Genomic DNA, 25,620 nt, shown 5'->3' with positions numbered 1-25,620 from the left:
AAATATGTTCGTATCATATCGTTGGTTACAAGAGTATGTAGATATTAAAGATGTAACAGCACAAGAACTAGCAGACAAAATCACGAAAAGTGGTATTGAAGTAGAAGGTGTTGAAGTATTAAATAAAGGTGTAAAAGGTGTTGTAGTTGGTCACGTATTAGAGTGTGAAAAACACCCAGAAGCTGATAAGTTAAGCAAATGCTTAATCGATATCGGTGAAGAAGAACCAGTTCAAATTATTTGTGGTGCTGCTAACATTGCAAAAGGTTTAAAAGTACCAGTTGCAAAAGTTGGCGCTGTACTTCCTGGTAACTTCAAAATTAAAAAAGCAAAACTACGCGGTGAAGCTTCTCATGGTATGGTTTGTGCTCTTCAAGAGCTTGGCATTGATGGAAAGTTAGTTTCAAAAGAATACGCAGATGGTATCTTCATCTTCCCAAGTGACGCTGAAGTTGGTGCAGATGCACTTGAAATTTTAAACTTACATGATGAAGTACTTGAGCTTGGTTTAACACCAAACCGTGCAGATTGCTTAAACATGTTAGGTGTTGCATATGAAGTAGCTGCTATTTACGGCCGTGAAGTAAAACTTCCAGCTATCGACTTACAAGAAACAGCAGAAAAAACTTCTGACTACATTTCTGTAAGTGTAGAAGCGAAAGAAGAAAACCCATTATATATTGCAAAAATGGTGAAGAACGTAAAGATTGGTCCATCACCAATGTGGATGCAAACGCGCCTTATGGCAGCTGGCATTCGTCCAATTAGCAATGTAGTTGATATTACAAACTACATTTTAATGGAATACGGTCAACCGTTACATGCATTCGATTACGATAAATTAGGTTCAAAAGAAATCGTTGTTCGTCTTGCAAAAGAAGGCGAAAAAATTGAAACGTTAGATGATCAAGAGCGTACGTTACAAGAACATCATCTTGTAATTACAAACGGCACAAAAGCTTTAGCGGTTGCTGGTGTAATGGGCGGAGCTGATTCTGAAGTTACAAATGAGACGGTAAACGTTTTAATCGAGTCTGCATACTTTGCAGGTCAAACAGTGCGCCGTACATCAAAAGACTTAGGTCTTCGCAGTGAATCAAGTGCACGTTTTGAAAAAGGAATTGATCCAACACGTACGTTTGAAGCAATTCAACACGCAGCTGCTTTAATGGCGAAATATGCTGGCGGAGAAGCACTTGAAGGTGTAGTAGAAGCTGATAACTTACAAGTACAAGAGCGTACAGTATCTGTTACGGCTGAAAAAGTAAACCGTGTATTAGGTACAGATATTTCTGCAAGTGAAATGGGTACAATGTTCACAAACTTGAAATTCCCATTCACAGAAGTAGAAGGAACATTCCATGTAAATGTACCAGCACGTCGTCCTGATATTACAATTTCAGAAGACCTAGTAGAAGAAGTGGGTCGTCTGTATGGGTATGATCACATTCCAGTTACATTACCTTCTGGAACGATGACACGTGGTAAATTAACATCAGCACAAACGAAACGTCGTAAAGTACGTCGCTTCTTAGAAGGTGCTGGTTTATATGAAGCAATCACATATTCATTAACAAGCGCTGACAAAGCGAAACAATATATGGTTGAGCCGAACGAAAAAGCTCCTGTAAATCTTGCGCTTCCAATGAGTGAAGAGCGTAGTCAACTTCGTTTAAGCTTAGTGCCACAATTGTTAGAAGCAGTTTCATACAATGTTGCACGTAAAAACGACAGTGTTGCTCTATACGAAGTAGGTTCTATCTTCTTACCGACAGAAGCAGGAGAACTTCCGAAAGAAGAACAACATCTTGCGGGTGTTATGACAGGTCTTGCTCTTCACCATGCATGGCAAGGCGAGAAGAAAGTAGTAGACTTCTTCGTTATGAAAGGTGTGCTAGAAGGATTATTCGACGTACTTGGCGTTGCAAACCAAATCGCATATGCACCAGCAAAACGTGAAGGTATGCACCCAGGCCGTACAGCTGACATTGTATTAGATGGCGAAGTAATTGGATTCATCGGTCAATTGCATCCAGAATCGCAAAAACAATTGGATGTGAAAGATACATTCGTATTCGAACTATCTCTTGTAAAAGTATTCGGTGCAGACGTGGAAGAAACTTACTACTTACCAATCCCACGTTTCCCATCGATGACACGTGATATGGCTGTTGTTGTAACGAAAGAAACAAAAGCTGGCGGAATGAAGCAAGTCATTGCTGAAGCTGGTGGAGAACTTCTGAAAGACGTAACACTATTCGACTTATACGAAGGTGAAAAAATGGAAGAAGGCAAGAAATCACTTGCATTCTCTATGACTTACTTCGATGCAGAACGTACGTTAACAGACGAAGAAGTAACAGAAGCACATAACCGTGTATTAACAACGGTAGAAGAGAAATTTGGTGCGGAGTTACGTAAGTAATAAGAAATTGCCGGATCTATTCCGGCAATTTTTTTTATGATGCGATTGTCGATATATTATAAAAATTGCCGATATATTTGAAGTTACGGTCGATATATTGCGAAAATCGCTGATATATTTTCTGGTGTCTTGCATCTTTCCCTCGAATGTAGTACATTAATTTTAGTTTAACAAAATGAAAGACGATGATAAGGAAAAGTAGTATATACTATAATCCATAGCGAGTCAGGGACGGTGAGAGCCTGATGAGGCGGTATATGTGAAGAACACCTTGGAGTTGCTAACCGAAATTGAATCTTGTATTCAAGAGTAGACTTAGACGGGAATCCGGCCTGTTACAAACCGGGAAGTATGTATTACATACGAGTTAAAGTTGGTCTTTATGACAAATTGGGTGGTACCGCGAAGTTTAACCTTTCGTCCCTTTATGGATGAAAGGTTTTTTTGTATTTAAATATATCAGCAAAGGAGAATTTCACTATGGAAAACACATTAGTAAAAAGTCTGTATAGAGATACAGAAAAGTATGCAGATCAAACAGTACAAGTATCAGGGTGGATTCGTAACTTACGTGATTCAAAAGCATTTGGTTTCATCGAATTAAACGACGGTAGCTTCTTCAAAAGCGTTCAAATCGTTTTCGATACAGAATTAGAGAACTTCAAAGAAATTGCAAAACTTCCACTTAGCTCTTCAGTTAAAGTAGAAGGTAAAGTAATTGCAACGCCTGGAGCGAAGCAACCATTTGAAATTAAAGCAGAAAAAATTGATATCGAGGGCTTATCAGATTCTGATTACCCACTTCAAAAGAAGCGTCATACGTTTGAATACTTACGTACAATCGCTCACTTACGCCCAAGAACAAATGCATTCTCTGCAACGTTCCGCGTACGTTCTATCGCAGCATTTGCGATTCACCAATTCTTCCAAGAGCGTGGATTCGTACATGTTCACACACCGATCATTACTGGTAGTGATACAGAAGGTGCTGGCGAAATGTTCCGTGTAACAACGCAAGATTTAAACAACGTATCAAAAGGTGAAGACGGACAAGTTGATGAATCAAAAGACTTCTTCGGTAAAGAAACAAACTTAACAGTAAGTGGACAGCTGAACGCTGAAGCTTATGCATTAGCATTCCGTGATGTATACACATTCGGACCTACATTCCGTGCGGAGAACTCAAACACAACTCGCCATGCAGCTGAGTTCTGGATGGTTGAGCCTGAGATTGCATTTGCTGAATTAGGCGATGTAATGGATCTTACAGAAGATATGCTGAAATATGCAATGAAATATGTATTAGAACATGCACCAGAAGAAATGGACTTCTTCAACAGCTTCGTTGATAAAACAGTTCTAGAGCGCATGAACAATGTGATTAACTCTGACTTCGGTCGTATCACTTATACAGAAGCAATTAAAGTACTTCAAGAATCAGGTGCTGACTTTAAATACCCAGTAGAATGGGGTATTGACTTACAAACAGAGCATGAAAGATACTTATCAGAAGAAATCTTCAAACGCCCTGTATTCGTAACAGACTATCCAAAAGACATTAAAGCGTTCTATATGCGTATGAATGAAGACGGTAAAACAGTAGCTGCTACTGACCTTCTAGTTCCTGGCATCGGCGAATTAATTGGCGGAAGTCAACGTGAAGAAAGAATGGACGTTTTAGTAGAAAGAATTAAAGAACTAGGCATGAACGAAGAGGACTACTGGTGGTACTTAGAACTTAGAAAATACGGCGGTACAAAACACGCTGGATTCGGTCTAGGTTTCGAGCGCTTCCTAATGTACATTACTGGTATGGCTAACATCCGTGACGTAATTCCATTCCCAAGAACTCCAGGTTCTTCTGAGTTTTAAGATATAAAAAAAGCGAGAGCAACTGCTCTCGCTTTTTTTATTGAGAAAGGTTGTAATTGCAACCTGAACTTTATAAAGTATTTCACGACTAGAAAAGATGTTATTCATAGTTCAATTCCCACTTCATATATAAGTAAAACGAATGCGACATTTATATAGGGAAGGGGTTTTTATACAATGGGGGAAATTCCAAGTCATACAAAGTGGACATTGCGTGACAAGTATATAGTAATCACTGGTGCAACAAGTGGTATTGGATTAGCGGCAGCTAAGGTGTTTGCAAAAAGCGGTGCTAAGCTAGGAATCATTGCACGTAATGAAGCAAAAGCGAATGATGTTATGACTCAACTTGAAAATATAACGGATGGGAATGCAGTGGTAGATATATTTTTCGCTGATATGTCTTCCCAACAATCTATACGCCAGGTAGCTACCAATATTTTAGAAAGATGTCCGAGAATTGATATATTAGTAAATAATGCGGGTGCTTTATTTCAAACAAGGCAAATTACAGAAGACGGTTTGGAGATGACCTGGGCGGTAAACCATTTAGGTCCATTCTTACTTACAGATTTGTTGTTGGAGCGTTTAAAAGAAAGTGCTCCTGCTCGCGTCATTACCACTGCATCTCACGGTCACAAAATGGCTAAAAAGGGAATTGATTTCGATGATCTAGATGCAGAACAACTGTATCGCGGTATTAAGAAGTTCATGGGCGGTCCTACAATGCGTTATGCACAAACAAAACTAGCTAACATTTTATTCACCTCTGAATTGGCACAGCGGTTGGAGGGAACGGGTGTTAGTGCTTATAGCTTTGACCCGGGGCTAGTGAATACGAATTTTAACCAGGATAATGGTCTAGCTGCTCGCTTAACTATGGCAGCAATGAAACCTTTCTCCCGTACGCCGGAGAAAGGTGCTGAAACTTTAGTATGGCTAGCAGAATCAACTGGATTTACTAATCAGAGTGGTTATTACTATGCCGATAAACAAGTAGGGGAAATGTCTGAAGCTGCCTTGGATAAGGATGCAGCAAAGCGTCTATGGGACATAAGCGAAAACCAAACACGAGAGTAAAAGAGTAGCGAGTATATGTTCAGATTATTATGTTGAATAGTTTTTTACCCTTAAGTAAAAAGTAACCTTGGGGGTGAGTGCAATGAGTAAAAAAGTGAAAAAAGACCATTCAAGATCAATCCTAGGTTCTCCAGAAGTGGAAGGGCAAGGGACAACAACACATGAAACTGGTTCTCATAAAGTATCTTCATCAAATAAGAAGCAGAAACGAAGCTAATATAAAAAAGGGAGAGTCTTGGCGGCTCTCCTTTTTTATAGGGGAATTACTAAAAATGAGTTAATTTAGCGATATAGTTAGGAGAGGAAAATAGTAAATGCAATTACATTGAATCGAGAACACATGAAACAAAAAACAGGAGTTTGTAAGCCCCTGTTTTTGTCGATACTATTTCAATAAGCGAAACGCTTTCTCTGTATTAGCAAAATGCAGTTTTACAAACTCAGGTAATCTTTCTTTACCTACTTTTTGAATTAATTTAGCAGCGGCAATATCAACTTGTTTACCAGCACCTTTTGGAAGTAGCATACCAGCTTTTTTACTTAGTTCATCAAATTGTTTTACGAATGAGTAACGAGCTAAAATGGAAGCGGCGGCAACAGCTAAATGAACACTTTCACCTTTCGTAGCGAAGTAAACATTTTCACGCTGTACCTGTTTTTGTTTTGCTAAATACTTATAGTATGTATCAGGTTGCGTAAATTGGTCGATTAAGATGCCTTCTGGTGTTGTAGGAGCAATTTTCGCTAATAAGTTTGTAATGGCTTTATTGTGTAGTAAAGCTTTTAGCTTACCTTGATTATTTCCTTTATCAAATAGCTCGTTATATTTTTCATTATGAAGAACGAGAGAGCTGTAAGGAACAACGTGAAGTAGTTGTTTTGCAATAGCGGTAATTTGAGCATCGTTTAAGTTTTTGGAGTCTTTTACACCAAGTTCTTTTAAAAGTGGAATTTGTTTTGCGTCCACATATACAGCAACTACTGTCATCGGTCCGAAGTAATCACCAGTACCTACTTCATCTGATCCTGCTATAGACATTGTACCGATGGAAGCAGGCGGTGCAAAACGATGAGAATCGACCGATTTTTTTACAGTTGTTTTCGGTGTTTGAGAGACAGTTTGCCAACGAGAAGCTTCTGCTTCAGCACGTCCACCTTGGAACATTACTTTTCCAGATTTATATGCTGTAATCGTGCAAGATGGCACCTTTGCCATAAAGATACCGCCTTGCGGAATTTTTGAGCTAAGTGCTTGTTTATATTGTTGTTTCATGTCTTCAATTACTGTAGAACTTGTTTGTATTACGATAGAATTTGACAAAATGGTCGCTCCTTTTTTATATTGTTATTTTTATCATATCGGATTGTTCTTTCTGTTTCCATATTATGATGGTTCATGGTATGATAAACTTTAGGATTCTGTACGTGATTGGAGGCCGGTGAGTTGTCACAACAAAAGGGAAATAAAAGTCGAATTAATGTAGAAATATATGGCCAACAGTATTCAGTTGTTGGCGATGAAAGTACAAGTCATATCCGCATGGTAGCAGCGATTGTGGATGATAAAATGCGCGAACTCAATGCCAAGAATCCTTCGCTTGATACGAGTAGACTAGCGGTATTGACGGCGGTAAACGTCATACACGATTACATAAAATTAAAAGAAGAACATGAGAAGTTGAAAGAAAGTATGACAAAAAAAGGAATGGAATAAACATGATTGATATTATTATCATTTTACTGCTTGTTATGGGATTTTTCCTCGGATTACGCAGAGGTTTTATCTTACAACTTGTAAAGTTAACAAGCTTTATTATCGCATACCTTGTTGCATACTGGTACTGTAAAGATTTAGCGCCAGCACTTGCGAAATTTATTCCGTATCCATTTGATAAAAATGTATCTGTTCCAGAATGGATTGATGCAAATAATATTGAGACAGTATTTTATCAAGCAATTGCGTTTATCGTATTATTTATTATTACAAAAATCGCACTTTCATTACTTGGTAATTTGTTAAATATGTTTGCAGAAATACCGGTGTTAAAGCAAGTAAATGCGTTTGCGGGGGCAATCCTCGGATTTTTAGAAGTATATATTATTTTGTTTGTTTTAATTATTGTTGGAAATATTCTTCCGATTGAACAAATACAAACACCATTACAAAAATCATCAATTAGCAAAATAATTGTAGACGATACACCGATTCTCTCTGAAAAGGTGAAGGAGCTATGGCAGACAGGTAGCAGAGTATAACTTCTCTTTTTTCGGAAAGAGAAGTTTTTTTCTATGAAAGAAAGGCGGGGCAATGATGAAAGTAAATAAAAAACAAGTTATTAAATTACTAAAGACAATCGGGCTTTTTATGGAATTAAAGGGTGCGAATCCATTTAAAATATCTGCATTTCGTAAAGCAGCAGCAGCACTAGAAAGTGATGATCGTAGTCTTTCTGAAATTGAAGATTTCACAAAGATTCCAGGTATCGGAAAAGGAACGGCAGCAGTTATTCAAGAATATATAGAATCGGGAACATCTGAAGTATTACAAGAACTTGAAAAAGAAGTGCCAAGCAGTTTGTTACCTTTATTAAAACTTCCGGGCCTTGGTGGTAAAAAGGTAGCTAAGTTATACAAAGAACTTGGTGTTGTGGATATGGAATCGTTAAAAGCTGTTTGTGAGGAAAATAAAGTACAAGCTTTAGCAGGTTTCGGTAAGAAAACAGAAGAGAAGATATTAGAAGCAATTGATCAAGTAGGATCTCGTCCAGAACGTTTACCGATTGCGATGATATTACCTATTGCCGGGGAAATAGAGGAGAAGTTGTCGAATATTACCGAAGTAATTCGTTTTTCTCGCGCTGGTAGCTTACGCCGTGTTCGTGAGACAGTGAAGGATTTAGATTTCATTATTGCAACGACAGAACCAGCAGCAGTACGTGAACATTTATTGCAATTCGATAATATGATTGAAGTAATTGCAAGTGGAGATACGAAAGTTTCTGTTCGTCTTCAATACGAATATGATATTTCAATCGATTTCCGTTTAGTAAAACCAGAAGAGTTTATTACAACGCTTCATCATTTCACAGGATCAAAAGACCATAACGTAAAAATGCGCCAAATTGCAAAAGATAAAGGCGAAAAAATTAGTGAGTACGGTGTAGAGAAATTGGAAACAGGTGAAGTAAAAACATTCGAGACTGAGGAAGAATTTTTTGCTCATTTCGGTCTTCCATTTATCCCACCAGAAGTGCGTGAAGATGGAAAAGAAATTGAATTAATTAAAGAGTATCCAAACTTAATTCAGTTTTCTGATATACAAGGTGATTTACATATGCATACAACGTGGAGTGACGGTGCTTTTTCTATTGAAGAAATGGTACAGGCATGTCGTGCCCGTGGATATAAGTTTATGGCGATTACTGATCACTCACAATACTTGAAAGTAGCGAACGGTTTAACGAAAGAGCGTCTTCGTGAACAAGCGAAAGAAATTGAACGCATGAATGAAAAGTATTCAGACATTACAATTTTACGCGGAATTGAAATGGACATTTTACCGGATGCATCACTTGATTTTGATGATGAAGTATTAGCAGAATTAGATTATGTTATTGGAGCTATCCACTCTAGCTTCTCACAAGACCGTGAAACGATTATGAAGCGTCTTCGCGCTGCACTTGAGAATAAACATGTTACAATGATTGCTCACCCGACAGGACGCCTTCTTGGACGTCGCGAGGGTTACGATGTAGACACAGATTTATTAATTGAACTCGCAAAAGAAACAAATACAGTTTTAGAATTAAATGCAAATCCAAACCGTCTAGATTTAAGCGCGAAATTATTAAAACAAGCACAAGATGCTGGTGTAAAAGTAGCGATTAATACGGATGCTCATACACTTGAAATGTTAGAAGACATGGAAACAGGTGTAGCAGCAGCACGTAAAGGTTGGATTCAAAAAGATAACGTGATTAACACGTGGGATATTGAACGTTTATTAGACTATATTAAACGTAATAAGTAACACAAGGGGGACCTGCAACATGTTAGAAAGAACGTTGCGTGTATTAGAATACAATAAAGTAAAAGAACAATTACTTGAACATACAGCCTCTTCACTTGGTCGTGACAAAGTGAAGAATTTAGTACCGAGCACTGATTTTGAAGAAATTGTAGAACTACAAGATACGACGGATGAAGCGGCGAAAGTCATTCGTTTAAAAGGGAGTGCGCCATTAGGTGGTATTACTGATGTTCGCTCAAATGTGAAGCGTGCAAAAATCGGAAGTATGTTAAGCCCAAATGAACTACTTGATATTGCAAATACGATGTATGGTAGTCGCAATATGAAACGTTTTATCGAAGATATGGTTGATAATGGTGTCGAGCTTCCGATTTTAGAAACTCACGTCGCTCAAATTGTATCTTTATATGACTTAGAAAAGAAAATTACAAATTGTATCGGTGATGGCGGTGAAGTAGTCGATAGCGCAAGTGATAAACTACGTGGTATTCGTAACCAAATTCGTACTGCGGAAAGCCGTATTCGTGAAAAGTTAGAGAATATGACGCGTTCTTCAAACGCACAAAAGATGTTATCTGATGCGATTGTAACGATCCGTAACGAACGTTACGTAATCCCGGTAAAACAAGAATACCGCGGTGTATATGGTGGTATTGTTCACGATCAATCTGCTTCTGGACAAACGTTATTTATTGAACCACAAGTAATTGTAGAATTAAATAACGCACTTCAAGAAGCACGTGTGAAAGAAAAACAAGAAATCGAACGCATCTTATTAATGTTAACAGAAGAAGTGGCAGTAGAAGCTGATATTGTTTTGTCTAACGTAGAAGTAGTTGCAAATCTTGACTTCATTTTTGCAAAAGCTTTTTATGCGAAGCGAATTAAAGCAACGAAGCCAATCGTAAATAACGAGCGCTACATGGATTTAAGACAAGCGCGTCATCCGCTTATTGATCCGGAAATTATTGTGCCAAATAACATTATGCTCGGTAAAGATTTCACAACAATTGTAATTACAGGACCGAATACAGGTGGTAAAACAGTTACGCTGAAAACGGTTGGTATTTGTGTATTAATGGCGCAATCTGGTCTTCATATTCCAGTAATGGATGAGTCAGAGATTTGTGTATTTAAAAATATTTTCGCTGATATCGGTGATGAGCAATCGATTGAACAAAGTTTAAGTACGTTCTCCTCACATATGGTGAACATTGTAGATATTTTAGAAAAAGCTGATTTTGAAAGCTTAGTTTTATTCGATGAATTAGGTGCTGGAACAGACCCGCAAGAAGGGGCTGCACTAGCAATTTCAATTTTAGATGAAGTATGTAATCGTGGTGCTCGCGTTGTTGCAACGACGCATTACCCGGAATTAAAAGCATACGGATATAACCGTGAGCAAGTTATTAATGCGAGTGTTGAGTTCGATGTGAACACATTAAGCCCAACGTATAAATTATTAATCGGTGTACCAGGACGTAGTAACGCCTTTGAAATTTCGAAGCGCCTTGGATTATCTGATCGCGTTATTGATCAAGCGCGTAACCATATTAGTACGGATACAAATAAAATTGAAAATATGATTGCGAAGTTAGAAGAAAGTCAAAAGAACGCAGAGCGTGACTGGAACGAAGCAGAAGCGCTTCGTAAGCAATCTGAAAAACTTCATCGTGAATTACAGCGTCAAATTATTGAATTTAACGAAGAGCGTGATGAAAAATTATTAAAAGCGCAAAAAGAAGGGGAAGAAAAAGTCGAAGCTGCGAAGAAAGAAGCAGAGGGCATTATTCACGAACTTCGTCAATTGCGCAAAGCGCAGCTTGTAAACGTGAAAGATCACGAGCTTATTGAAGCGAAGAGCCGCCTAGAAGGTGCAGCGCCAGAGCTTGTGAAAAAACAAAAAGTGAATGTGAAAAACACAGCGCCAAAACAACAATTACGTGCAGGCGATGAAGTAAAAGTATTAACGTTCGGTCAAAAAGGTCAATTACTTGAAAAAGTAAGTGATACAGAGTGGAGCGTACAAATTGGTATTCTGAAGATGAAAGTGAAAGAATCCAATATGGAATACATTAATACACCGAAGCAAACAGAGAAAAAAGCAGTCGCAAGTGTGAAGGGTAGAGATTATCACGTGTCGTTAGAGCTTGACCTTCGCGGTGAGCGTTACGAAGATGCAATGATGCGCGTTGAAAAATATTTAGACGATGCACAGCTTGCAAGCTATCCTCGTGTGTCAATCATTCACGGTAAAGGAACAGGAGCGCTTCGCCAAGGTGTACAAGATTACTTGAAAAAACATCGCGGCGTGAAAAACTACCGTTACGGTGACATGGGCGAGGGAGGCCTAGGCGTAACAGTTGTCGAATTAAAATAGCAAACAACGAAACGAAGGGGAAACCATTATATGTTTATGGACAAACTTGCAAAAGCATTGTTAGCTTGTTGTGGAATATTTTTGGTGATTGGGGTTATTTATTTAGTTGTTTTTGCGAAGTGAAGGAGCGTCAATCGTGGCATAATGATATTGCCATAGATTGACGCTTTTAATATACGAAAAGGAACAAAATATGAAAATCAACCAATACATAAGCGAAGCAAAATCCTGCTCAAGACGCGAAACAGATCGTCTTATTAAAGCTGGATGCGTGGCTATTAACGGCGAAATTTGTACGCACGGTGCTCTCGTGAGCGATGATGATGTTGTAACGATTGATGGGCAGGTTATTGCAAAAGAAGAGAAAGAAAAGGTGTATATCGCTTTTCATAAACCAGTTGGAATTACTTGTACAGCAGCCGATCATATTGAAGATAATATTATTGATTATATCAATTACCCAGAGCGAATCTTTCCCGTTGGACGATTAGATAAAGCATCGGAAGGACTTATTTTATTAACGAATGATGGCGCGATTGCGAATCAAATTTTACACGGAGATCACGAGCATGAGAAAGAATACGTTGTGACGGTAGATAAACCTTTTACAGATTGGTTTATTGATGAGATGTCCAGCGGTGTAAAGATTAAAGATGGAATGACGAAGCCATGCAAAGTGACGAGAGTCGGCCAATCTACATTTCGCATCGTTTTAACACAAGGAATGAACAGGCAAATTCGTAGAATGAGCCGTGCTTTCGGGTTTACTGTAACAAAGCTAAAGCGAGTGCGCATTATGAATATAGAATTACATGAGCTTGAAGTGGGAAAGTGGCGGAGCGTTACAGCTGAAGAGTTAGAAATTTTAATAGGGCAGTTATAGGGAGGAAAAATTTTCTCCCTATATTTTTTTGTCAGAAAAAATAAAACTATTGATTTTTTAAAAAATAGCCCATATAATAAAAAACAACAAGTTTCGACAAGATATTTTATAAAAGTAATGATGAGGACATGAGTTGTTTTCTACGATTCTCAGAGAGGGAAGCCTTAGGCTGTGAGCTTCCTAATACGAAAAGACAATCTTACCACCTCTAAACTTCAAGAGTGAACTGCATGCATGATGCATTGTAATTCTTGGCGGATAAAACCGTTATCAATTTACACGAGCTATAAAATGAGCTTATTTCGTTATAAATTCATTTTATTAGAATAAGGGTGGAACCACGATTTCAACACTCGTCCCTTTGTTAGGGACGGGTGTTTTTTGCGTTCTTTTACGGGGAAGTATGCTTGAAAGAGGAGATTTGACGGATTTTAATTCAGAATATTTTGTCAATTAATTATTTAGGAGGTTAGTAGAAATGAAATCATCTTTAAAATTTTCTGAGATGTTTGCAATAAGTTTAATGTTATTTGCACTATTTTTCGGTGCAGGTAATATGATTTTTCCACCAGCGTTAGGACAAGGTGCTGGAACAGATGTATGGATCGCGTTATTTGGTTTTATCGTAACAGGTGTTGGATTGCCTTTATTAGGGGTAATCGTTATAGCTCTAAAGGGAGATATTAATGAGCTAGCAGGACGTGTGCATCCTATCTTCGCACTTGTTTTTATCACTGCAATTTATTTATGCTTAGGCGTATTCGTAAGCGTTCCGCGTACAGGGACAGTTGCTTATGAAATGAGTGTTGCACCATTTTTACCAAGTGAGATAGCTAGCCAATCCTATCCACTTGTTATCTTTACATTTATTTTCTTTGCGGTAACTTTCTATTTAGCTTTAAATCCTTCAAAATTAGTGGGACGCATCGGTAAAGTGTTAACTCCAATTTTATTAGCTGTTATTGCAATTATTGTAGGTAAAGCACTTATTACACCAATTGGAGAATTTGGTTCACCGACAGAAGCGTATAGTGCTCCTCTTTTCAAAGGTTTTATTGACGGATATTTAACTTTAGATGGACTGGCAGCACTTGTTTTCGGAAATGTTGTCATTAATGCTTTAAAAGCAAAAGGTGTTACAAATAAGAATAGCATTGCGAAAGTAACAATCTTTGCAGGATTTATTGCAGCACTTGGTTTACTACTTGTGTATTTAGCGCTTGCGTATCTTGGAGCTTCTAGTGTATCGCTTGGAATGGGCGCAAACGGAGGCATTATTTTAACAAACGTTGTAAATCATTTATTTGGTAGTTACGGAACATTATTACTAGGTATCGCAATTACAGCAGCATGTTTAACAACTTCTGTAGGTATTGTTGCAGCTTGTGGAGAATATTTCTCTTCCTTATTACCAAAGCTTTCATATCAAAAAGTCGTTTTCATTTTCTGTGTACTAGCATTTATGGTAGCCAATCTTGGTTTAACGCAGTTAAACGCATTAGCATTACCAATCTTAATCGCCATTTATCCAATTGGAATCGTTCTTATCGTATTATCACTTGTTGAAAACTACGTTCGTCTTCCATTAGCGATGTATGTGGGTGGTATTGTAGGAGCGTTCGCAATTAGTTTCTTTGATGGATTACACAATGCAAACCTTCAAATTGCAGCATTAGCACCTATTTTAGATAAAATTCCATTATATAGTGTAGGAATTGGTTGGTTAGTTCCAGGCATAATCGGTATAGGATTTGGTTATATAGTTTCTAAGTTTCAAAAGCAGGAAATTGCTGTAGAAAAATAGAGAAAAGAGGCTTTCTATAATAGAAAGTCTCTTTTTTTTGTAGAAAAAGCCACATATAGAGAAATTCAGATATTAAAAATTTTATACGTAATATAGTTGACAAAAAATTTATGAGTAGGCTAAGATTGACTTAGTTGTGGAAATATTGGAAGGGAAGTGAAGGAAAGGGGTTTCTATAACTATAGTGTTGTTATGGGAAGAGGTGAAAGAAGAGGAAAAGGGATAGTTTATTTTTTTTGATTTATATTGAGAATGATAATCAATGAATAAGTTTTATAATTTTTTCTCAGTTTCTATGCCTTCGTATAAGGAATAGGGTGAGATATTATTTTTAATATTCAATGAGAATGATAATCAATAATACTTATGTTACATAAAAGAATGCTAATTAAATATAGGTGGAAAAGGTTATTTTTTTCTTATAAATTGAGAATAATTATCATTTTTAAAAAGTGAAATGCAAGATAAACAAGGAGGAAACAAGAAAAATGAAAAAGTTTTCTGTATTACCCGCTTTTATTATGACATTTGTATGTATGCTAGCTTTTCTTGTAGTGCCGTTCGGACAAGCTTCAGCAAAATTAGCTGACGGTACGTATGATATTAACTACGTAATACAAAAAGCGGAAAACGAGTCAGCTTCAATGGCAAATGATTATTTTGAAAAGCCAGCTAAGTTAGTTGTAAAAAATGGTGAGATGAAAGTTCAAGTTCCAATGAACCATAGTGCTTGGATTACAGAATTTAAAGCACCGGAGAATGGAAATTTTGTTGATGCAAAAGTAGTGAGTAAGGACGAAGGGGCTGATAAAAGAACGGTTGAATTTAAAGTTGATGATCTATCAAAGCCGTTGGGAGTAAAAATTCATGTTGTTGTACCAAGTGCAAACTATGACCACCACTATACAATTCGTTTTGCGTTTGATGCAAATGTAAAAGCTGTAGGTGGCGATAACGGTGTAGTTGCTGCAACAAAAAATAATGACCAAGCGAAAACAGATACACAAGTAAAAGAAGAAAAAACGAAAGTAGAGAATAAAGAAGCGAATAAAGAAACAAATGAGAGTGGAAAAGCTGAAAAAACAGATAATCCAAAAACGGGAGACGAAGCACGTATCGGATTCTTTGCAGCGTTACTTCTTGTTTCAGGTGTTTTCTTAATTCGTAAAGCGAAGCTAAACAAATAAATATTTCGAAGGGTGATGAATATATGTTTAAACAATTTAAAATGATTATTGCCGTATTTGCTGTTTTATTTACGTTTATCGCAACACTAGGTTCACAAGATGCAAAGGCTGCTACAAAACTAGCTGATGGGAAATATAATATTGCTTTTACTGTATGGAAAGGCGATAAAGATGAATCATCTAGAATGAATAGTTATTTTGAAAGCCCAGCAACATTAACAGTTAAAAATGGAAAACAATATGTTTCATTTAAAGTGAAAGATAGTTCTTCTATTAAAAGTTTCCAAGTAGAAAAAGATGGTCAATTTATAGAAACAACCGTGTTAAGTGAAAACAAAACAGATAATACTAGAGTTGTAGAATTTGAAGTTGCTGACTTGTCAAAAAAACTAAACGGCAAGGTGAAAATTAATATCCCAATTATTAATTACAATGCTTCATATGATATTCGCTTTGTATTTGATGGGAACAGTGTTAAATAATTAATTTTTTATAAAGGAGCGTTATTTCATTGAACAAGTATCTTAAGATTGTTGTTGCAATGTGTCTAATGATATTTACATTTGTATCAACATTACAACCACTTGCAGTTCAAGCAGCTACCAAGTTAGCTGACGGTGAATATTCAATTGGCTTCAAAGTTTTAAAAGATACATCAGATGAAGAATCGATGATGAATCAATATTCAGTAAGCCCGGGAACTTTAAAAGTGAAGGATGGGAAAAAGAAAGTATCCTTTACATTAACGAATAGTTCATGGATTACGAAGTTTGAAACAGAAAAAGCAGGCCAACTTGTTGAGACAAATGTAATTAGTGAAGATAAAGAAAAAGATACAAGAGTAGTAGAATTTGATGTGGAAGATGTAGAGAAGGTATTAAATGCAAAAGTAAAAGTAGATATTGATTTTTTAAATTATCATCATGACTATGATGTACGCATTGTCTTTGATCAAAATAGTATTAAACCCGTTCATGTAGAAAAGCCAAATGAAAAAGAGGACCCAGCTAATAAGCCAGATCCAAATGAAAAACCTGATCCGAGTCAGAAGCCCGACCAAAAGCCTGACCCAGATCAACAACCAAATTCTAACACAATTACAGATGGTGAGTACAGCATTCCATTTAAAGTGTTCAAAGATCAAACAGATGAAGAATCCAAGATGAATAGTTACATGGTAAATCCAGGAGTATTAAAAGTAGAAAATGGTAAGAAAAAAGCCGTTATAACACTAAAAAGTAGCTCATTAATTAAAAATTTCCAAACGGAAAAAGATGGTGCATTTGTTGATGCAAAAGTAGTGAGTGAGGATAAGGAAAAAGATACAAGAGTAGTAGAGTTTGAAGTAAACGATTTATCTAAAAAACTAAATACAAAAGTATTTATCGAAATGGCATCAAAAAATTATAAGCAAACGCATGATGTACAACTTTTATTTGAACAAGATAAACTTGAAAAAATTAAAAATGAAGAGAAAAAACCAGAAGTAGAAAAACCAGAAGTAGAAAAACCAGACGATAATAAAAATCCAGATGCTGAAACAATTAAAGATGGTGAATACAGCATCAATTTTAAAACATTAAAAGATCAAACAGAAGAAATTTCAATGATGAACACATATACAAAAAGTCCAGGTGTGTTAAAAGTAAAAGATGGTAAGAAGTATGTATCCTTTACGTTAACGAATAGTGCTTGGATTACAAAGTTTGAATTTGAGAAAAATAGTTCGTTTGTTGATGCAAATGTAATAAGTGAAGATAAAAAAGCTGATACACGCGTAGTGGAAGTAGAAGTACCGGATTTATCGGAAAAGTTAAATGCAAAAGTAAAAGTAGATATCGATTCAATGAATTATCACCATTTTTACGATATTCAATTTGCATTTGATAAAGGTAGCATTAAGCCGTTAAATAACCAAGGCGGAAACGACAACCAAGGCGGAAACGACAAGCAAGGCGGAAACGACAACCAAGGCGGAAACGACAAGCAAGGCGGAAACGACAACCAAGGCGGAAACAATAACCAAGGTGGAAACGACAAGCAAGGCGGAAACAATAACCAAGGTGGAAACGACAAGCAAGGCGGAAACGACAACCAAGGTGGAAACAATAACCAAGGCGGAAACAACAACCAAGATAATAACACAACAATTGATCCAAAAGCTCTTAAAGATGGTGAATACAGCATTGGCTTTAAAGTGTTAAAAAATCAAACAGATGAAATCTCAATGATGAACACATACACAAAAAGTCCAGGTGTATTAAAAGTAAAAGATGGTAAGAAATATGTATCGTTTACATTAACAAATAGTACATGGATTACGAAATTTGAATTTGAGAAGAATGGTTCTTTCGTTAATACAAAAGTGTTAAGTGAAAATAAAGAACAAAATACAAGAGTAGTAGAAGTAGAAGTAAACGATTTGTCTAAAAAATTAAATGCAAAAGTAAAAGTAGATATTGATTCAATGAATTATCACCATGTCTACGATGTTCAATTTGTATTTGATCAAGATAGTATTAAAGCTTTAGGGAATCAAGGTGGAAGCGACAAGCAAGGCGGAAACAACAACCAAGGCGGAAACAATAACCAAGGTGGAAACGACAAGCAAGGCGGAAATGATAACCAAGGTGGAAATAATAAACCGAAAGTAATAGTTGATCCGAAAAATTTAGTAGACGGTCAATATGATATTACATTTAAAGTATTAAAAGATAAAACAGATGAGATTTCAAAGATGCATGACTATGTTGTAAATCCAGCGAAATTAATCGTAAAAGATGGTAAAAAATACATTGAGATGACGCTGAAAAATAGCGTGTGGATTACGAAATTCCAAACGGAAAACAATGAGCTATTCGCTGATGCGAAAGTAATAAGCGAAGATAAAAATGCAAATACGCGAGTAGTACAGTTTGAAGTAGAAGATCTATTTAAAAAATTAAACGCAAAAGTAAAGGTAGACATCGATGAGATGAACTACCATCATTTCTACGATGTACAAATTCAATTTGATACAAATAATATCGGTGCGTTAGGAACTATTAAAGAGGATCCAAAAAATGAACCAAAAAATCCAGTGACTACACCGAAAGTAGATAATGTAAAAACAGTAGGTAATCCTGATTTTAATCGAAATGCAGATGATAAGAAGAAAAACAACGCTACAGATAATGATGCAAAAAAAGAGAAAAACTCAAAAACTGCAGATACAGCACAACTTGGTTTATACATGGTGTTACTGCTAGGTTCACTTGCTTTACTAGTTCGTAAATATAGAGCGGGTAGATTGTAATTTTTGGAGTCTTGATGCATGTTCGCGTGCATCAAGACTTGTTTCATATTGTATGGAAAGGAGTGGTGATTGAGAGTGAAGAAAATTGCAAGTGTACTAATGGCTATCATTTTGTTAATGAGTATAGCCGGGTGCTCATCACCAAAAAAAGAAACAGCAAAGCAGGTAAAGAGTGAGAGTAAAGAGCGCATTGTTGCAACAACAGTGGCTGTTACTGAAATTATGGATGCGTTAGAAGTAGATTTAGTCGGCGTTCCAACAAGTTCTAAAACTTTACCAAAGCGATATAAAGGTTTACCTGAAGTTGGGAATCCAATGAGTCCAGATATGGAAAAGGTAAAATCATTAAAGCCGTCAGAAGTATTATCTGTGACAACACTTGAATATGAATTAAAGCCAGTTTTTGATGGTGTGGGTATGAAAGCAAACTTTTTAGATTTAACAAGCTTGAAAAATATGCAAAATTCTATTAGCGATTTAGGTAAGAAATATGGACGTGAAAAGCAGGCTGAAGAAGTTGTAACTAAGTTAGATAAAAAGGTTGCTAGCATTCAAAAAGAAGTAAAAGGAAAGAAAGAACCGACAGTACTTATTTTGTTAGGTGTGCCAGGAAGTTATTTAGTAGCAACAGAGCATTCTTATATTGGAGATTTAGTGAAACAACTAGGTGGTAAAAACATTGTACAAGGTGAACGAGTAGAGTATTTAGCTTCTAATACAGAGTACTTAAAGAAAGCTGATCCAGATATTATTTTACGAGCAGCTCATGGTATGCCTGATGAAGTTGTAAAAATGTTCGATAAAGAATTTAAAACGAATGACATTTGGAAGCACTTCGCTGCAGTTAAAAATACCCGTGTTTACGATTTAGAAGAGCGTTTATTTGGAACGACAGGCAATTTAGCAGCAATTGAAGCGTTAGATGAATTGAAAAAAATTATGTATCCGTGATGCATTTTAATATAAAGGAAGAGTGGAATGAATAAAAAAACTTGGAGTTTCCTCATTGTTACTGCATTGCTTATTGTTATGACATCATTGTCAGCGATGAAAGGGAGTTTAGAAGTAGGTATTGTTGAGCTTGTACAAGGGATATTTACAGGGGGAAATGAAGATGTTGAAGTGATTAAAGATTTACGTTTCCCACGTATTATTATTGCACTATTTACTGGAGCAGCTCTGGCTGTTTCAGGTGTGCTTTTTCAAGCTGTTATGAAAAATCCACTTGCTGATGCTGGTGTAATCGGGATATCTTCTGGAGCAAGTTTTATGACACTCGTTATTATTACGTTGTTTCCACAATTCTTTTTCTGGACACCAGTATTCGCATTTTTAGGCGGTGCGCTTGCGTGTTATCTCGTTTACTCTTTTTCATGGAAGTCTGGATTAAGTCCACTCCGCATTATTTTAATTGGTATTGCTATTAATGCAATGTTTACTGGATTAAATGAATCATTCGTTACGATTTGTGGATATTTTATTAAGAGTATTAAGCAAACGACGACTTCTAACATAACAATGAAGACGTGGGGCGATGTAGAAATAATGGTGACTTATGGAACGATTGGTCTTATTCTTGCTCTGTTCGTAGGAGCTTGGTGTAACTTATTATCGCTACAAGATAAGACTGCGAAAAACTTAGGCTTGCACGTGACGAGAGTTCGTCTTATTATTTCTGCCATTGCAGTACTCTTAGCGGCAGTATCAACAGCGATTGCAGGTGTTATTGCTTTTGTAGGATTACTCGTTCCGCATATTTCAAGACAATTAGTCGGTTCAGACCATAAAGTATTAATTCCATTTTCTGCTCTTGCAGGGGCGTTATTAATTTTGACGGCAGATACAATTGGAAGGTTAATTGTGCCACCTAATGAAATTCCAGCAGCAACAATTATGGCAGTTATTGGTGGTCCATTCTTAATATTCTTGCTTAGAAAGAGTGATAAAGTTCATGGAAATTAAAAATGTAACCTTTTCATACGATAACGTAACAAATCGTTTAAAGTCTGTTAGTAGTGAAATAGAAATTGGGAAAATTACAACAATTATTGGCCCAAATGGATGTGGGAAATCAACATTACTTAGTGTTATGTCTAGAAATCACGCTCCTAGCAGTGGAGAAGTAATACTTGATGGGAAAGCGATTAGTGAATATAAACCGAAAGAGTTTGCTAGAAAGTTAGCTGTTGTCCATCAACAAAATGAGGCTCCAGCAGATATTACAGTGGAAAATCTAATAAGCTTTGGGCGTATGCCATATAAAAATATTTTCTCTCCGCAAACAGATGAAGATAGAGAAGCAATTGAGCGTGCACTAGTATGTACGAATTTACAAAGTAAGCGTGATAAGCCAATTTATGCTTTATCAGGCGGAGAGAGACAGCGAGTTTGGATTGCAATGACATTAGCTCAAAATACACCAATGCTTTTCTTAGATGAGCCGACAACATATTTAGATATTTATTATCAGATAGAAATATTAGAGTTAGTGAAAGAGTTAAATGAAGTGTATGGACTAACGATTGTAATGGTATTACATGATATTAATCAAGCCATTCGTTACAGTGATCATATTATCGTTATGAAAGATGGAGAGATTGTTACGAAAGGTAATCCTAATGATGTAATAACAGAAGAAATGGTTAAAGCAATATATGGTGTAGATGTCGTTGTAAAGCAGGATGAAGATACAGGACTATACATGGTACCAATGGGAATCTAAAGGCTGAGCATAATCCGTTTTGAGGTGATAATTTGAATAGTAAGAAAGAACGGAAAAAGAATTCATTTTTTCAACGCATACTTACCATTGTGTTTTTAGGAATCTTTTTCTATTCAATGTATGAATTGGGTGGGATTTTCATGGATTATTATGAAAATCGTAAAGTAATGGCTGAAGCGCAACATATTTATAAGAGAAGTCCAATGGAAGAAAAATCAGAGGGTGGGGAAGTACGTAAGCAGTTTCAAGCTCTCCAAAAAATTAATCCGGAGATAGTTGGATGGATTACGATGGATGATACACAAATTAATTATCCAATCGTTCAAGCAAAGGATAATGATTACTATTTATTTCGTAATTACAAAGGTGAAGATATGAGAGCAGGAAGCATTTTTATGGACCATCGTAATGATGTGAAATCTCAAAATCGAAATACGATTTTATATGGCCATCGTATGAAAGACGGTTCTATGTTTGGTAGTTTAAAAAAAATGTTGGATGAAGAATTCTTCATGTCCCATCGTAAATTATATTACGATACATTATTTGAAGGATACGATGTTGAAGTTTTTTCAGTATATACGACAACAACGGACTTTTATTACATTGAAACGGATTTTGAAAATGATGCAGCATATACATCGTTCTTAAAGGAAATTCAAGAAAAATCACTGTACAAAACGGATACGGAATTGACGGCTAATGATGAAATTGTAACACTTTCTACATGTGACTATGCGCTTGATCCAGAGGCTGGAAGGCTAGTTGTACATGCAAAATTAGTGAAAAGAAATTAAAGAAAAAGTATAGAATATGAGAAGTGATAGCGCTCCTCATATTCTATACTTAAAAAATAACTGTTTTTACTGTGCTGCAGCCATTGGCATACGTACAACTTTTACATCATAGTAAGCAATTTTATTATCAAGAATATATTCTGGCATTCCGCCTTGATGTGAGTGAGCATCTTTAAATGCTGAGCTCTTTGTCCAACCTTGGAAATCTTCTTTTGCATTCCAGCGAGTGCTAATTGTTACTTCATCATAATCAACTGTATTTTGCGTTAAAAGAACTTCTAATCCTAAAAATCCTGGCATCGTTTCAACTTTACCTACTTTATTAAAACGCTCAATTAATTTATGTCCATTTCCCTTTGTAATTTTAGCTGTATTTGTAACAATAATCATGTGTATTCCTCCTATAAATCTAGCTATATTTTCAAGAACTCATATACATTAAATGATAATGAAAATCATTATCATTGTCAATGGCAATAATGAAATATATAAATTTTTTTTGAAAGTATGATGTTTATTTCATAAGTTAGTAAATATATTGCGATTAGGTGTAAGGCTGAGCGGGTTGTACTAGCAAAGCGATAATATGGTATAGTGAAACGAGGCTGTTTTTCGGCCTCGTTTTTTACATGCTTCCTACTAATAGAAAGCATTCAAATGGAAAGGAAGACATTACATGCGATCTGAAGTAACTATAAAAATAAAACCGAAATTTATAAAAGAAATTAAAAGTGGATATCCGCTTATTTTAAAAGATGCAATTCAAAATTTAAACGATATTCGTGAAGAAGGGACAATCATCAAAGTAGTAGATGAGAAGAACCAATTTATCGGAAAAGGCTATTATGGAAAACAAAATAAAGGATACGGCTGGATTTTAACGAGAAAAGAGAGTGAACAAATTAATCAATCTTTCTTTGAAAGTAAAATCAAATCTGCCTTACATAAACGAAAACAGTTTTACAAATCAAATGATACGACAGCATTCCGTGTCCTAAATGGTGAAGGTGATGGTCTTGGCGGCTTAATCATCGATTATTATGACGGTTATTACGTAGTGAGCTGGTATAGTGAAGGGATTTATACTTTTAGAGATGAAATCATAGCGGCACTTCAAAAAGTAGCAAACTTTAAAGGTATTTATGAGAAAAAGCGTTTTGATACGAAAGGGAAATACATTGAAGGCGATGATTTCGTAGCAGGAGAGCGCGGTGAGTTCCCACTTATCGTAAAAGAGAATGGTGTGAACTTTGCGGTTTATTTAAATGACGGAGCAATGGTTGGTGTATTTTTAGATCAGCGTAACGTTCGAAAACAAATTCGTGATACATATGCACAAGGAAGAACTGTGTTAAATATGTTCTCTTATACAGGTGCTTTCTCTGTATTTGCAGCACTTGGTGGAGCGACTAAAACAACGAGTGTGGACCTTGCAAATCGTAGTTTAAGTAAAACGATTGAACAATTTAGTGTCAACGAAATTGATTACGAAGCACAAGATATTATTGTAGAAGATGTATTCCTTTACTTTAAATATGCTGCGAAGAAAAAAATGAAGTTCGATATGGTTGTATTAGATCCTCCAAGCTTTGCACGTTCTAAAAAGTATACATTTAGCGCAGCGAAAGATTATAAAAACTTATTAAAAGAAACGATCGCGATTACAGAAAATAACGGTATTATCGTTGCTTCTACAAATTGTAGCGCATTTGATATGAAAAAGTTTAAAGGCTTTATCGATACTGCATTTAAAGAAATGAACGGTAAATACAAAATATTAGAAGAACATTCTTTACCAGAAGATTTTCGTACAATTGATCAATTTAAAGAGGGAGACTACTTAAAAGTAGTTTTCATCGAAAAAATTAAAGGCTAATAAAGAAAAAGGAGCTCGGGTTTACTTGAGCTCCTTTTCTTATTGAACGATATTTTGTACTCTACCGACTTGCCCGTCCTGCAATCGCACTTTAATGCCATGCGGATGGGAAGGGGAGTTTGTTAAAATATCTTTTACAATTCCACGTGTTAATTTGCCTGTTCGTTGATCTTGTTTTAATACAATATCAACTTCAAGACCGGGTGCGATATTAGAACGTTTTTGTCCGTTCATTTATACACCTGTACGTCTACGTTGGTTGTTTGTTTTTTTCGTTTGTTGGTTTTGTAATTTTTTCGTTTCTTGGCTTTGACTTTTTGCATTTTGGCCATTTCCATTTCCTTGCTTTTTCTTAGCAAGTTGTTCGCGCATTAAATCAGCTAAGCTTACTTTTTTATTCTCTGACATGATAAGTCTCCTTTATATAAAGTTAATTATGAACAATCGTAGTGAATTTCATCATATCATTGTTAAGGAAGGAAGGGAAGTTGGTTTGAAAATTCATATAATTGTTTCCAGTCTGTAGTAGTTACGATACAATTGAATTGTTAACGTTTGTAAAAAGGGGATAGAAATATGTCACATCATATTTTATTAGTTGAAGATGATATCTCAATTCAAGAGATGGTGGAAAAGTATTTAATAAAAGAGGGCTTTCAAGTTACAATCGCGTCTGATGGAGAAGAGGGAGTAAATACATATTTAAAAGGTTCATTTGATTTGATTATCCTCGACATTATGATGCCAAAGCTAGATGGCTTAGAGGTTGTACGAATCATTCGAGAAAAAAGTGCCGTTCCAATTTTAATGATGTCAGCAAAAGATACAGATGTTGATAAAGCTGTTGGATTAGGACTTGGGGCAGATGATTACATTTGTAAGCCATTTTCTATGATTGAATTAGCTGCACGTGTAAAAGCGGGTATTCGGAGGTTTACAAAATATTCGACTACGGAAACAACAGAAAAGATGATTCAGATTGGTGATTTAACAATCGATCCAATTAATTTTACTGTAGAAAAAAACGGGAACCCTCTCAAACTTACTTTAAAAGAATTTGAGATTTTAAAACTGTTCGTAAAGAATCAAAATCGTGTATTTACAAAAGCACAAATCTATACGTTAGTTTGGAATGAAGAGTATTACGGTGATGATAACGTTATTAATGTTCATATGAGAAGATTGCGTGAGAAAATTGAAAGTGATCCATCTAATCCAGAATATATTAAAACGTTATGGGGCATCGGCTATAAGTTGGAAGTGATGTAA

At 36.0% G+C, this 25,620-nt stretch carries 23 protein-coding genes and 2 other annotated features; of the genes, 19 read left to right on the top strand and 4 right to left on the bottom strand.

Annotation, left to right across the window (positions count from 1 at the left end; translation table 11 throughout):
- Positions 1 to 4 precede the first annotated feature (4 nt).
- From pheT to F0362_RS22425, 4 genes are all read left to right on the top strand, one after another.
- Positions 5 to 2,425: a phenylalanine--tRNA ligase subunit beta gene (gene pheT, locus F0362_RS22440; RefSeq protein ID WP_000498175.1), complete on the top strand. Its 2,421-nt coding sequence runs from the start codon at positions 5 to 7 to the stop codon at positions 2,423 to 2,425.
- Between the two features lie 176 nt (positions 2,426 to 2,601).
- Positions 2,602 to 2,853 (top strand) — a binding site (T-box leader).
- Between the two features lie 52 nt (positions 2,854 to 2,905).
- Complete coding sequence (asnS, locus tag F0362_RS22435) at positions 2,906 to 4,297, top strand: asparagine--tRNA ligase (protein ID WP_000432186.1); 1,392 nt, start codon at positions 2,906 to 2,908, stop codon at positions 4,295 to 4,297.
- Between the two features lie 177 nt (positions 4,298 to 4,474).
- A complete protein-coding gene (locus F0362_RS22430; protein ID WP_000503915.1) occupies positions 4,475 to 5,377 on the top strand; it encodes an SDR family oxidoreductase in 903 nt (300 codons plus the stop codon).
- Between the two features lie 82 nt (positions 5,378 to 5,459).
- The gene (locus tag F0362_RS22425; RefSeq protein ID WP_000039591.1) at positions 5,460 to 5,594 is read left to right on the top strand and encodes a YuzL family protein; all 135 of its coding nucleotides are present in this window, start codon (positions 5,460 to 5,462) and stop codon (positions 5,592 to 5,594) included.
- Positions 5,595 to 5,762: 168 nt separating this feature from the next.
- Here F0362_RS22425 and rnhC read toward each other — a convergent pair whose 3' ends face one another.
- Complete coding sequence (gene rnhC, locus F0362_RS22420) at positions 5,763 to 6,698, bottom strand: ribonuclease HIII (protein WP_000071617.1); 936 nt, start codon at positions 6,696 to 6,698, stop codon at positions 5,763 to 5,765.
- Positions 6,699 to 6,821: 123 nt separating this feature from the next.
- Between rnhC and zapA the strand changes: the two genes are divergently transcribed.
- The 13 genes from zapA to srtB all read left to right on the top strand — a co-directional run bounded on the left by zapA (position 6,822) and on the right by srtB (position 22,475).
- The gene (gene zapA / locus F0362_RS22415; RefSeq protein WP_000082703.1) at positions 6,822 to 7,091 is read left to right on the top strand and encodes a cell division protein ZapA; all 270 of its coding nucleotides are present in this window, start codon (positions 6,822 to 6,824) and stop codon (positions 7,089 to 7,091) included.
- A gap of 2 nt (positions 7,092 to 7,093) precedes the next feature.
- A complete protein-coding gene (locus tag F0362_RS22410; protein WP_000565405.1) occupies positions 7,094 to 7,633 on the top strand; it encodes a CvpA family protein in 540 nt (179 codons plus the stop codon).
- Between the two features lie 55 nt (positions 7,634 to 7,688).
- Positions 7,689 to 9,407, top strand: coding sequence for a DNA polymerase/3'-5' exonuclease PolX (gene polX, locus F0362_RS22405; protein ID WP_149889972.1), 1,719 nt, complete (start codon positions 7,689 to 7,691; stop codon positions 9,405 to 9,407).
- A gap of 19 nt (positions 9,408 to 9,426) precedes the next feature.
- Entirely contained in the window at positions 9,427 to 11,787 is a 2,361-nt protein-coding gene (locus tag F0362_RS22400) for an endonuclease MutS2 (protein WP_000893740.1), read from the top strand.
- Between the two features lie 193 nt (positions 11,788 to 11,980).
- Positions 11,981 to 12,670 carry a 23S rRNA pseudouridine(2604) synthase RluF gene (locus F0362_RS22395; protein WP_149889971.1) on the top strand — a complete coding sequence of 230 codons (690 nt, stop codon included), beginning with the start codon at positions 11,981 to 11,983 and terminating at the stop codon, positions 12,668 to 12,670.
- A 108-nt stretch (positions 12,671 to 12,778) separates the two neighbouring features.
- Positions 12,779 to 13,034 (top strand) — a binding site (T-box leader).
- Between the two features lie 114 nt (positions 13,035 to 13,148).
- Positions 13,149 to 14,474: a branched-chain amino acid transport system II carrier protein BrnQ6 gene (gene brnQ, locus F0362_RS22390; protein WP_000842656.1), complete on the top strand. Its 1,326-nt coding sequence runs from the start codon at positions 13,149 to 13,151 to the stop codon at positions 14,472 to 14,474.
- A gap of 488 nt (positions 14,475 to 14,962) precedes the next feature.
- Positions 14,963 to 15,661 carry a heme uptake protein IsdC gene (gene isdC, locus F0362_RS22385; protein ID WP_000714743.1) on the top strand — a complete coding sequence of 233 codons (699 nt, stop codon included), beginning with the start codon at positions 14,963 to 14,965 and terminating at the stop codon, positions 15,659 to 15,661.
- Between the two features lie 23 nt (positions 15,662 to 15,684).
- A complete protein-coding gene (locus tag F0362_RS22380; protein ID WP_000476174.1) occupies positions 15,685 to 16,143 on the top strand; it encodes an NEAT domain-containing protein in 459 nt (152 codons plus the stop codon).
- Positions 16,144 to 16,172: 29 nt separating this feature from the next.
- A complete protein-coding gene (locus F0362_RS22375) occupies positions 16,173 to 18,956 on the top strand; it encodes an NEAT domain-containing protein (RefSeq protein WP_149889970.1) in 2,784 nt (927 codons plus the stop codon).
- A 69-nt stretch (positions 18,957 to 19,025) separates the two neighbouring features.
- Entirely contained in the window at positions 19,026 to 19,907 is an 882-nt protein-coding gene (gene isdE, locus F0362_RS22370; RefSeq protein ID WP_149889969.1) for a heme ABC transporter substrate-binding protein IsdE, read from the top strand.
- Between the two features lie 27 nt (positions 19,908 to 19,934).
- Positions 19,935 to 20,918, top strand: a complete 984-nt coding sequence (locus F0362_RS22365; RefSeq protein WP_001036848.1) for a FecCD family ABC transporter permease — start codon at positions 19,935 to 19,937, stop codon at positions 20,916 to 20,918.
- Positions 20,908 to 21,678, top strand: a complete 771-nt coding sequence (locus tag F0362_RS22360; protein ID WP_000403763.1) for an ABC transporter ATP-binding protein — start codon at positions 20,908 to 20,910, stop codon at positions 21,676 to 21,678. Before F0362_RS22365 ends, F0362_RS22360 begins: the two co-directional genes overlap by 11 nt.
- A gap of 32 nt (positions 21,679 to 21,710) precedes the next feature.
- Complete coding sequence (gene srtB / locus F0362_RS22355) at positions 21,711 to 22,475, top strand: class B sortase (RefSeq protein ID WP_002093213.1); 765 nt, start codon at positions 21,711 to 21,713, stop codon at positions 22,473 to 22,475.
- 66 nt (positions 22,476 to 22,541) lie between these two features.
- Here srtB and isdG read toward each other — a convergent pair whose 3' ends face one another.
- Entirely contained in the window at positions 22,542 to 22,865 is a 324-nt protein-coding gene (gene isdG / locus F0362_RS22350) for a heme oxygenase (protein WP_000587821.1), read from the bottom strand.
- Between the two features lie 286 nt (positions 22,866 to 23,151).
- On the opposite strand from isdG, the gene F0362_RS22345 reads away from it, so the two are divergent.
- Positions 23,152 to 24,351 (top strand): class I SAM-dependent rRNA methyltransferase, encoded by a 1,200-nt coding sequence (locus tag F0362_RS22345; protein WP_001255942.1) that lies wholly within the window; start codon positions 23,152 to 23,154, stop codon positions 24,349 to 24,351.
- A 39-nt stretch (positions 24,352 to 24,390) separates the two neighbouring features.
- Here the strand turns inward: F0362_RS22345 and F0362_RS22340 are convergent, their stop codons facing one another.
- Positions 24,391 to 24,585, bottom strand: coding sequence for a YwbE family protein (locus F0362_RS22340; protein ID WP_001014310.1), 195 nt, complete (start codon positions 24,583 to 24,585; stop codon positions 24,391 to 24,393).
- On the bottom strand, positions 24,586 to 24,759 hold the full coding sequence (locus F0362_RS30625) for a hypothetical protein (protein WP_001293579.1): 174 nt from the start codon (positions 24,757 to 24,759) through the stop codon (positions 24,586 to 24,588).
- A gap of 168 nt (positions 24,760 to 24,927) precedes the next feature.
- Between F0362_RS30625 and F0362_RS22335 the strand changes: the two genes are divergently transcribed.
- Positions 24,928 to 25,620: a response regulator transcription factor gene (locus F0362_RS22335; RefSeq protein ID WP_053445942.1), complete on the top strand. Its 693-nt coding sequence runs from the start codon at positions 24,928 to 24,930 to the stop codon at positions 25,618 to 25,620.

Origin of the sequence: Bacillus sp. BS98 (genome assembly GCF_008432245.1) — a bacterium.
GTDB lineage: Bacteria > Bacillota > Bacilli > Bacillales > Bacillaceae_G > Bacillus_A > Bacillus_A toyonensis.
The sequence above is the reverse complement of the archived record's forward strand: the minus strand, read 5'-3'. Positions and strand labels throughout refer to the sequence as shown.

Bases quoted from the DNA above. Each gene is read 5' to 3' on its own strand.
- pheT (WP_000498175.1), top strand. From the start codon at position 5: ATGTTCGTATCATATCGTTGGTTACAAGAGTATGTAGATATTAAAGAT.
- asnS (WP_000432186.1), top strand. From the start codon at position 2,906: ATGGAAAACACATTAGTAAAAAGTCTGTATAGAGATACAGAAAAGTAT.
- F0362_RS22430 (WP_000503915.1), top strand. From the start codon at position 4,475: ATGGGGGAAATTCCAAGTCATACAAAGTGGACATTGCGTGACAAGTAT.
- F0362_RS22425 (WP_000039591.1), top strand. From the start codon at position 5,460: ATGAGTAAAAAAGTGAAAAAAGACCATTCAAGATCAATCCTAGGTTCT.
- F0362_RS22410 (WP_000565405.1), top strand. From the start codon at position 7,094: ATGATTGATATTATTATCATTTTACTGCTTGTTATGGGATTTTTCCTC.
- polX (WP_149889972.1), top strand. From the start codon at position 7,689: ATGAAAGTAAATAAAAAACAAGTTATTAAATTACTAAAGACAATCGGG.
- F0362_RS22400 (WP_000893740.1), top strand. From the start codon at position 9,427: ATGTTAGAAAGAACGTTGCGTGTATTAGAATACAATAAAGTAAAAGAA.
- F0362_RS22395 (WP_149889971.1), top strand. From the start codon at position 11,981: ATGAAAATCAACCAATACATAAGCGAAGCAAAATCCTGCTCAAGACGC.
- brnQ (WP_000842656.1), top strand. From the start codon at position 13,149: ATGAAATCATCTTTAAAATTTTCTGAGATGTTTGCAATAAGTTTAATG.
- isdC (WP_000714743.1), top strand. From the start codon at position 14,963: ATGAAAAAGTTTTCTGTATTACCCGCTTTTATTATGACATTTGTATGT.
- F0362_RS22380 (WP_000476174.1), top strand. From the start codon at position 15,685: ATGTTTAAACAATTTAAAATGATTATTGCCGTATTTGCTGTTTTATTT.
- F0362_RS22365 (WP_001036848.1), top strand. From the start codon at position 19,935: ATGAATAAAAAAACTTGGAGTTTCCTCATTGTTACTGCATTGCTTATT.
- F0362_RS22360 (WP_000403763.1), top strand. From the start codon at position 20,908: ATGGAAATTAAAAATGTAACCTTTTCATACGATAACGTAACAAATCGT.
- isdG (WP_000587821.1), bottom strand. From the start codon at position 22,865: ATGATTATTGTTACAAATACAGCTAAAATTACAAAGGGAAATGGACAT.
- F0362_RS22345 (WP_001255942.1), top strand. From the start codon at position 23,152: ATGCGATCTGAAGTAACTATAAAAATAAAACCGAAATTTATAAAAGAA.
- F0362_RS22340 (WP_001014310.1), bottom strand. From the start codon at position 24,585: ATGAACGGACAAAAACGTTCTAATATCGCACCCGGTCTTGAAGTTGAT.
- F0362_RS30625 (WP_001293579.1), bottom strand. From the start codon at position 24,759: ATGTCAGAGAATAAAAAAGTAAGCTTAGCTGATTTAATGCGCGAACAA.
- F0362_RS22335 (WP_053445942.1), top strand. From the start codon at position 24,928: ATGTCACATCATATTTTATTAGTTGAAGATGATATCTCAATTCAAGAG.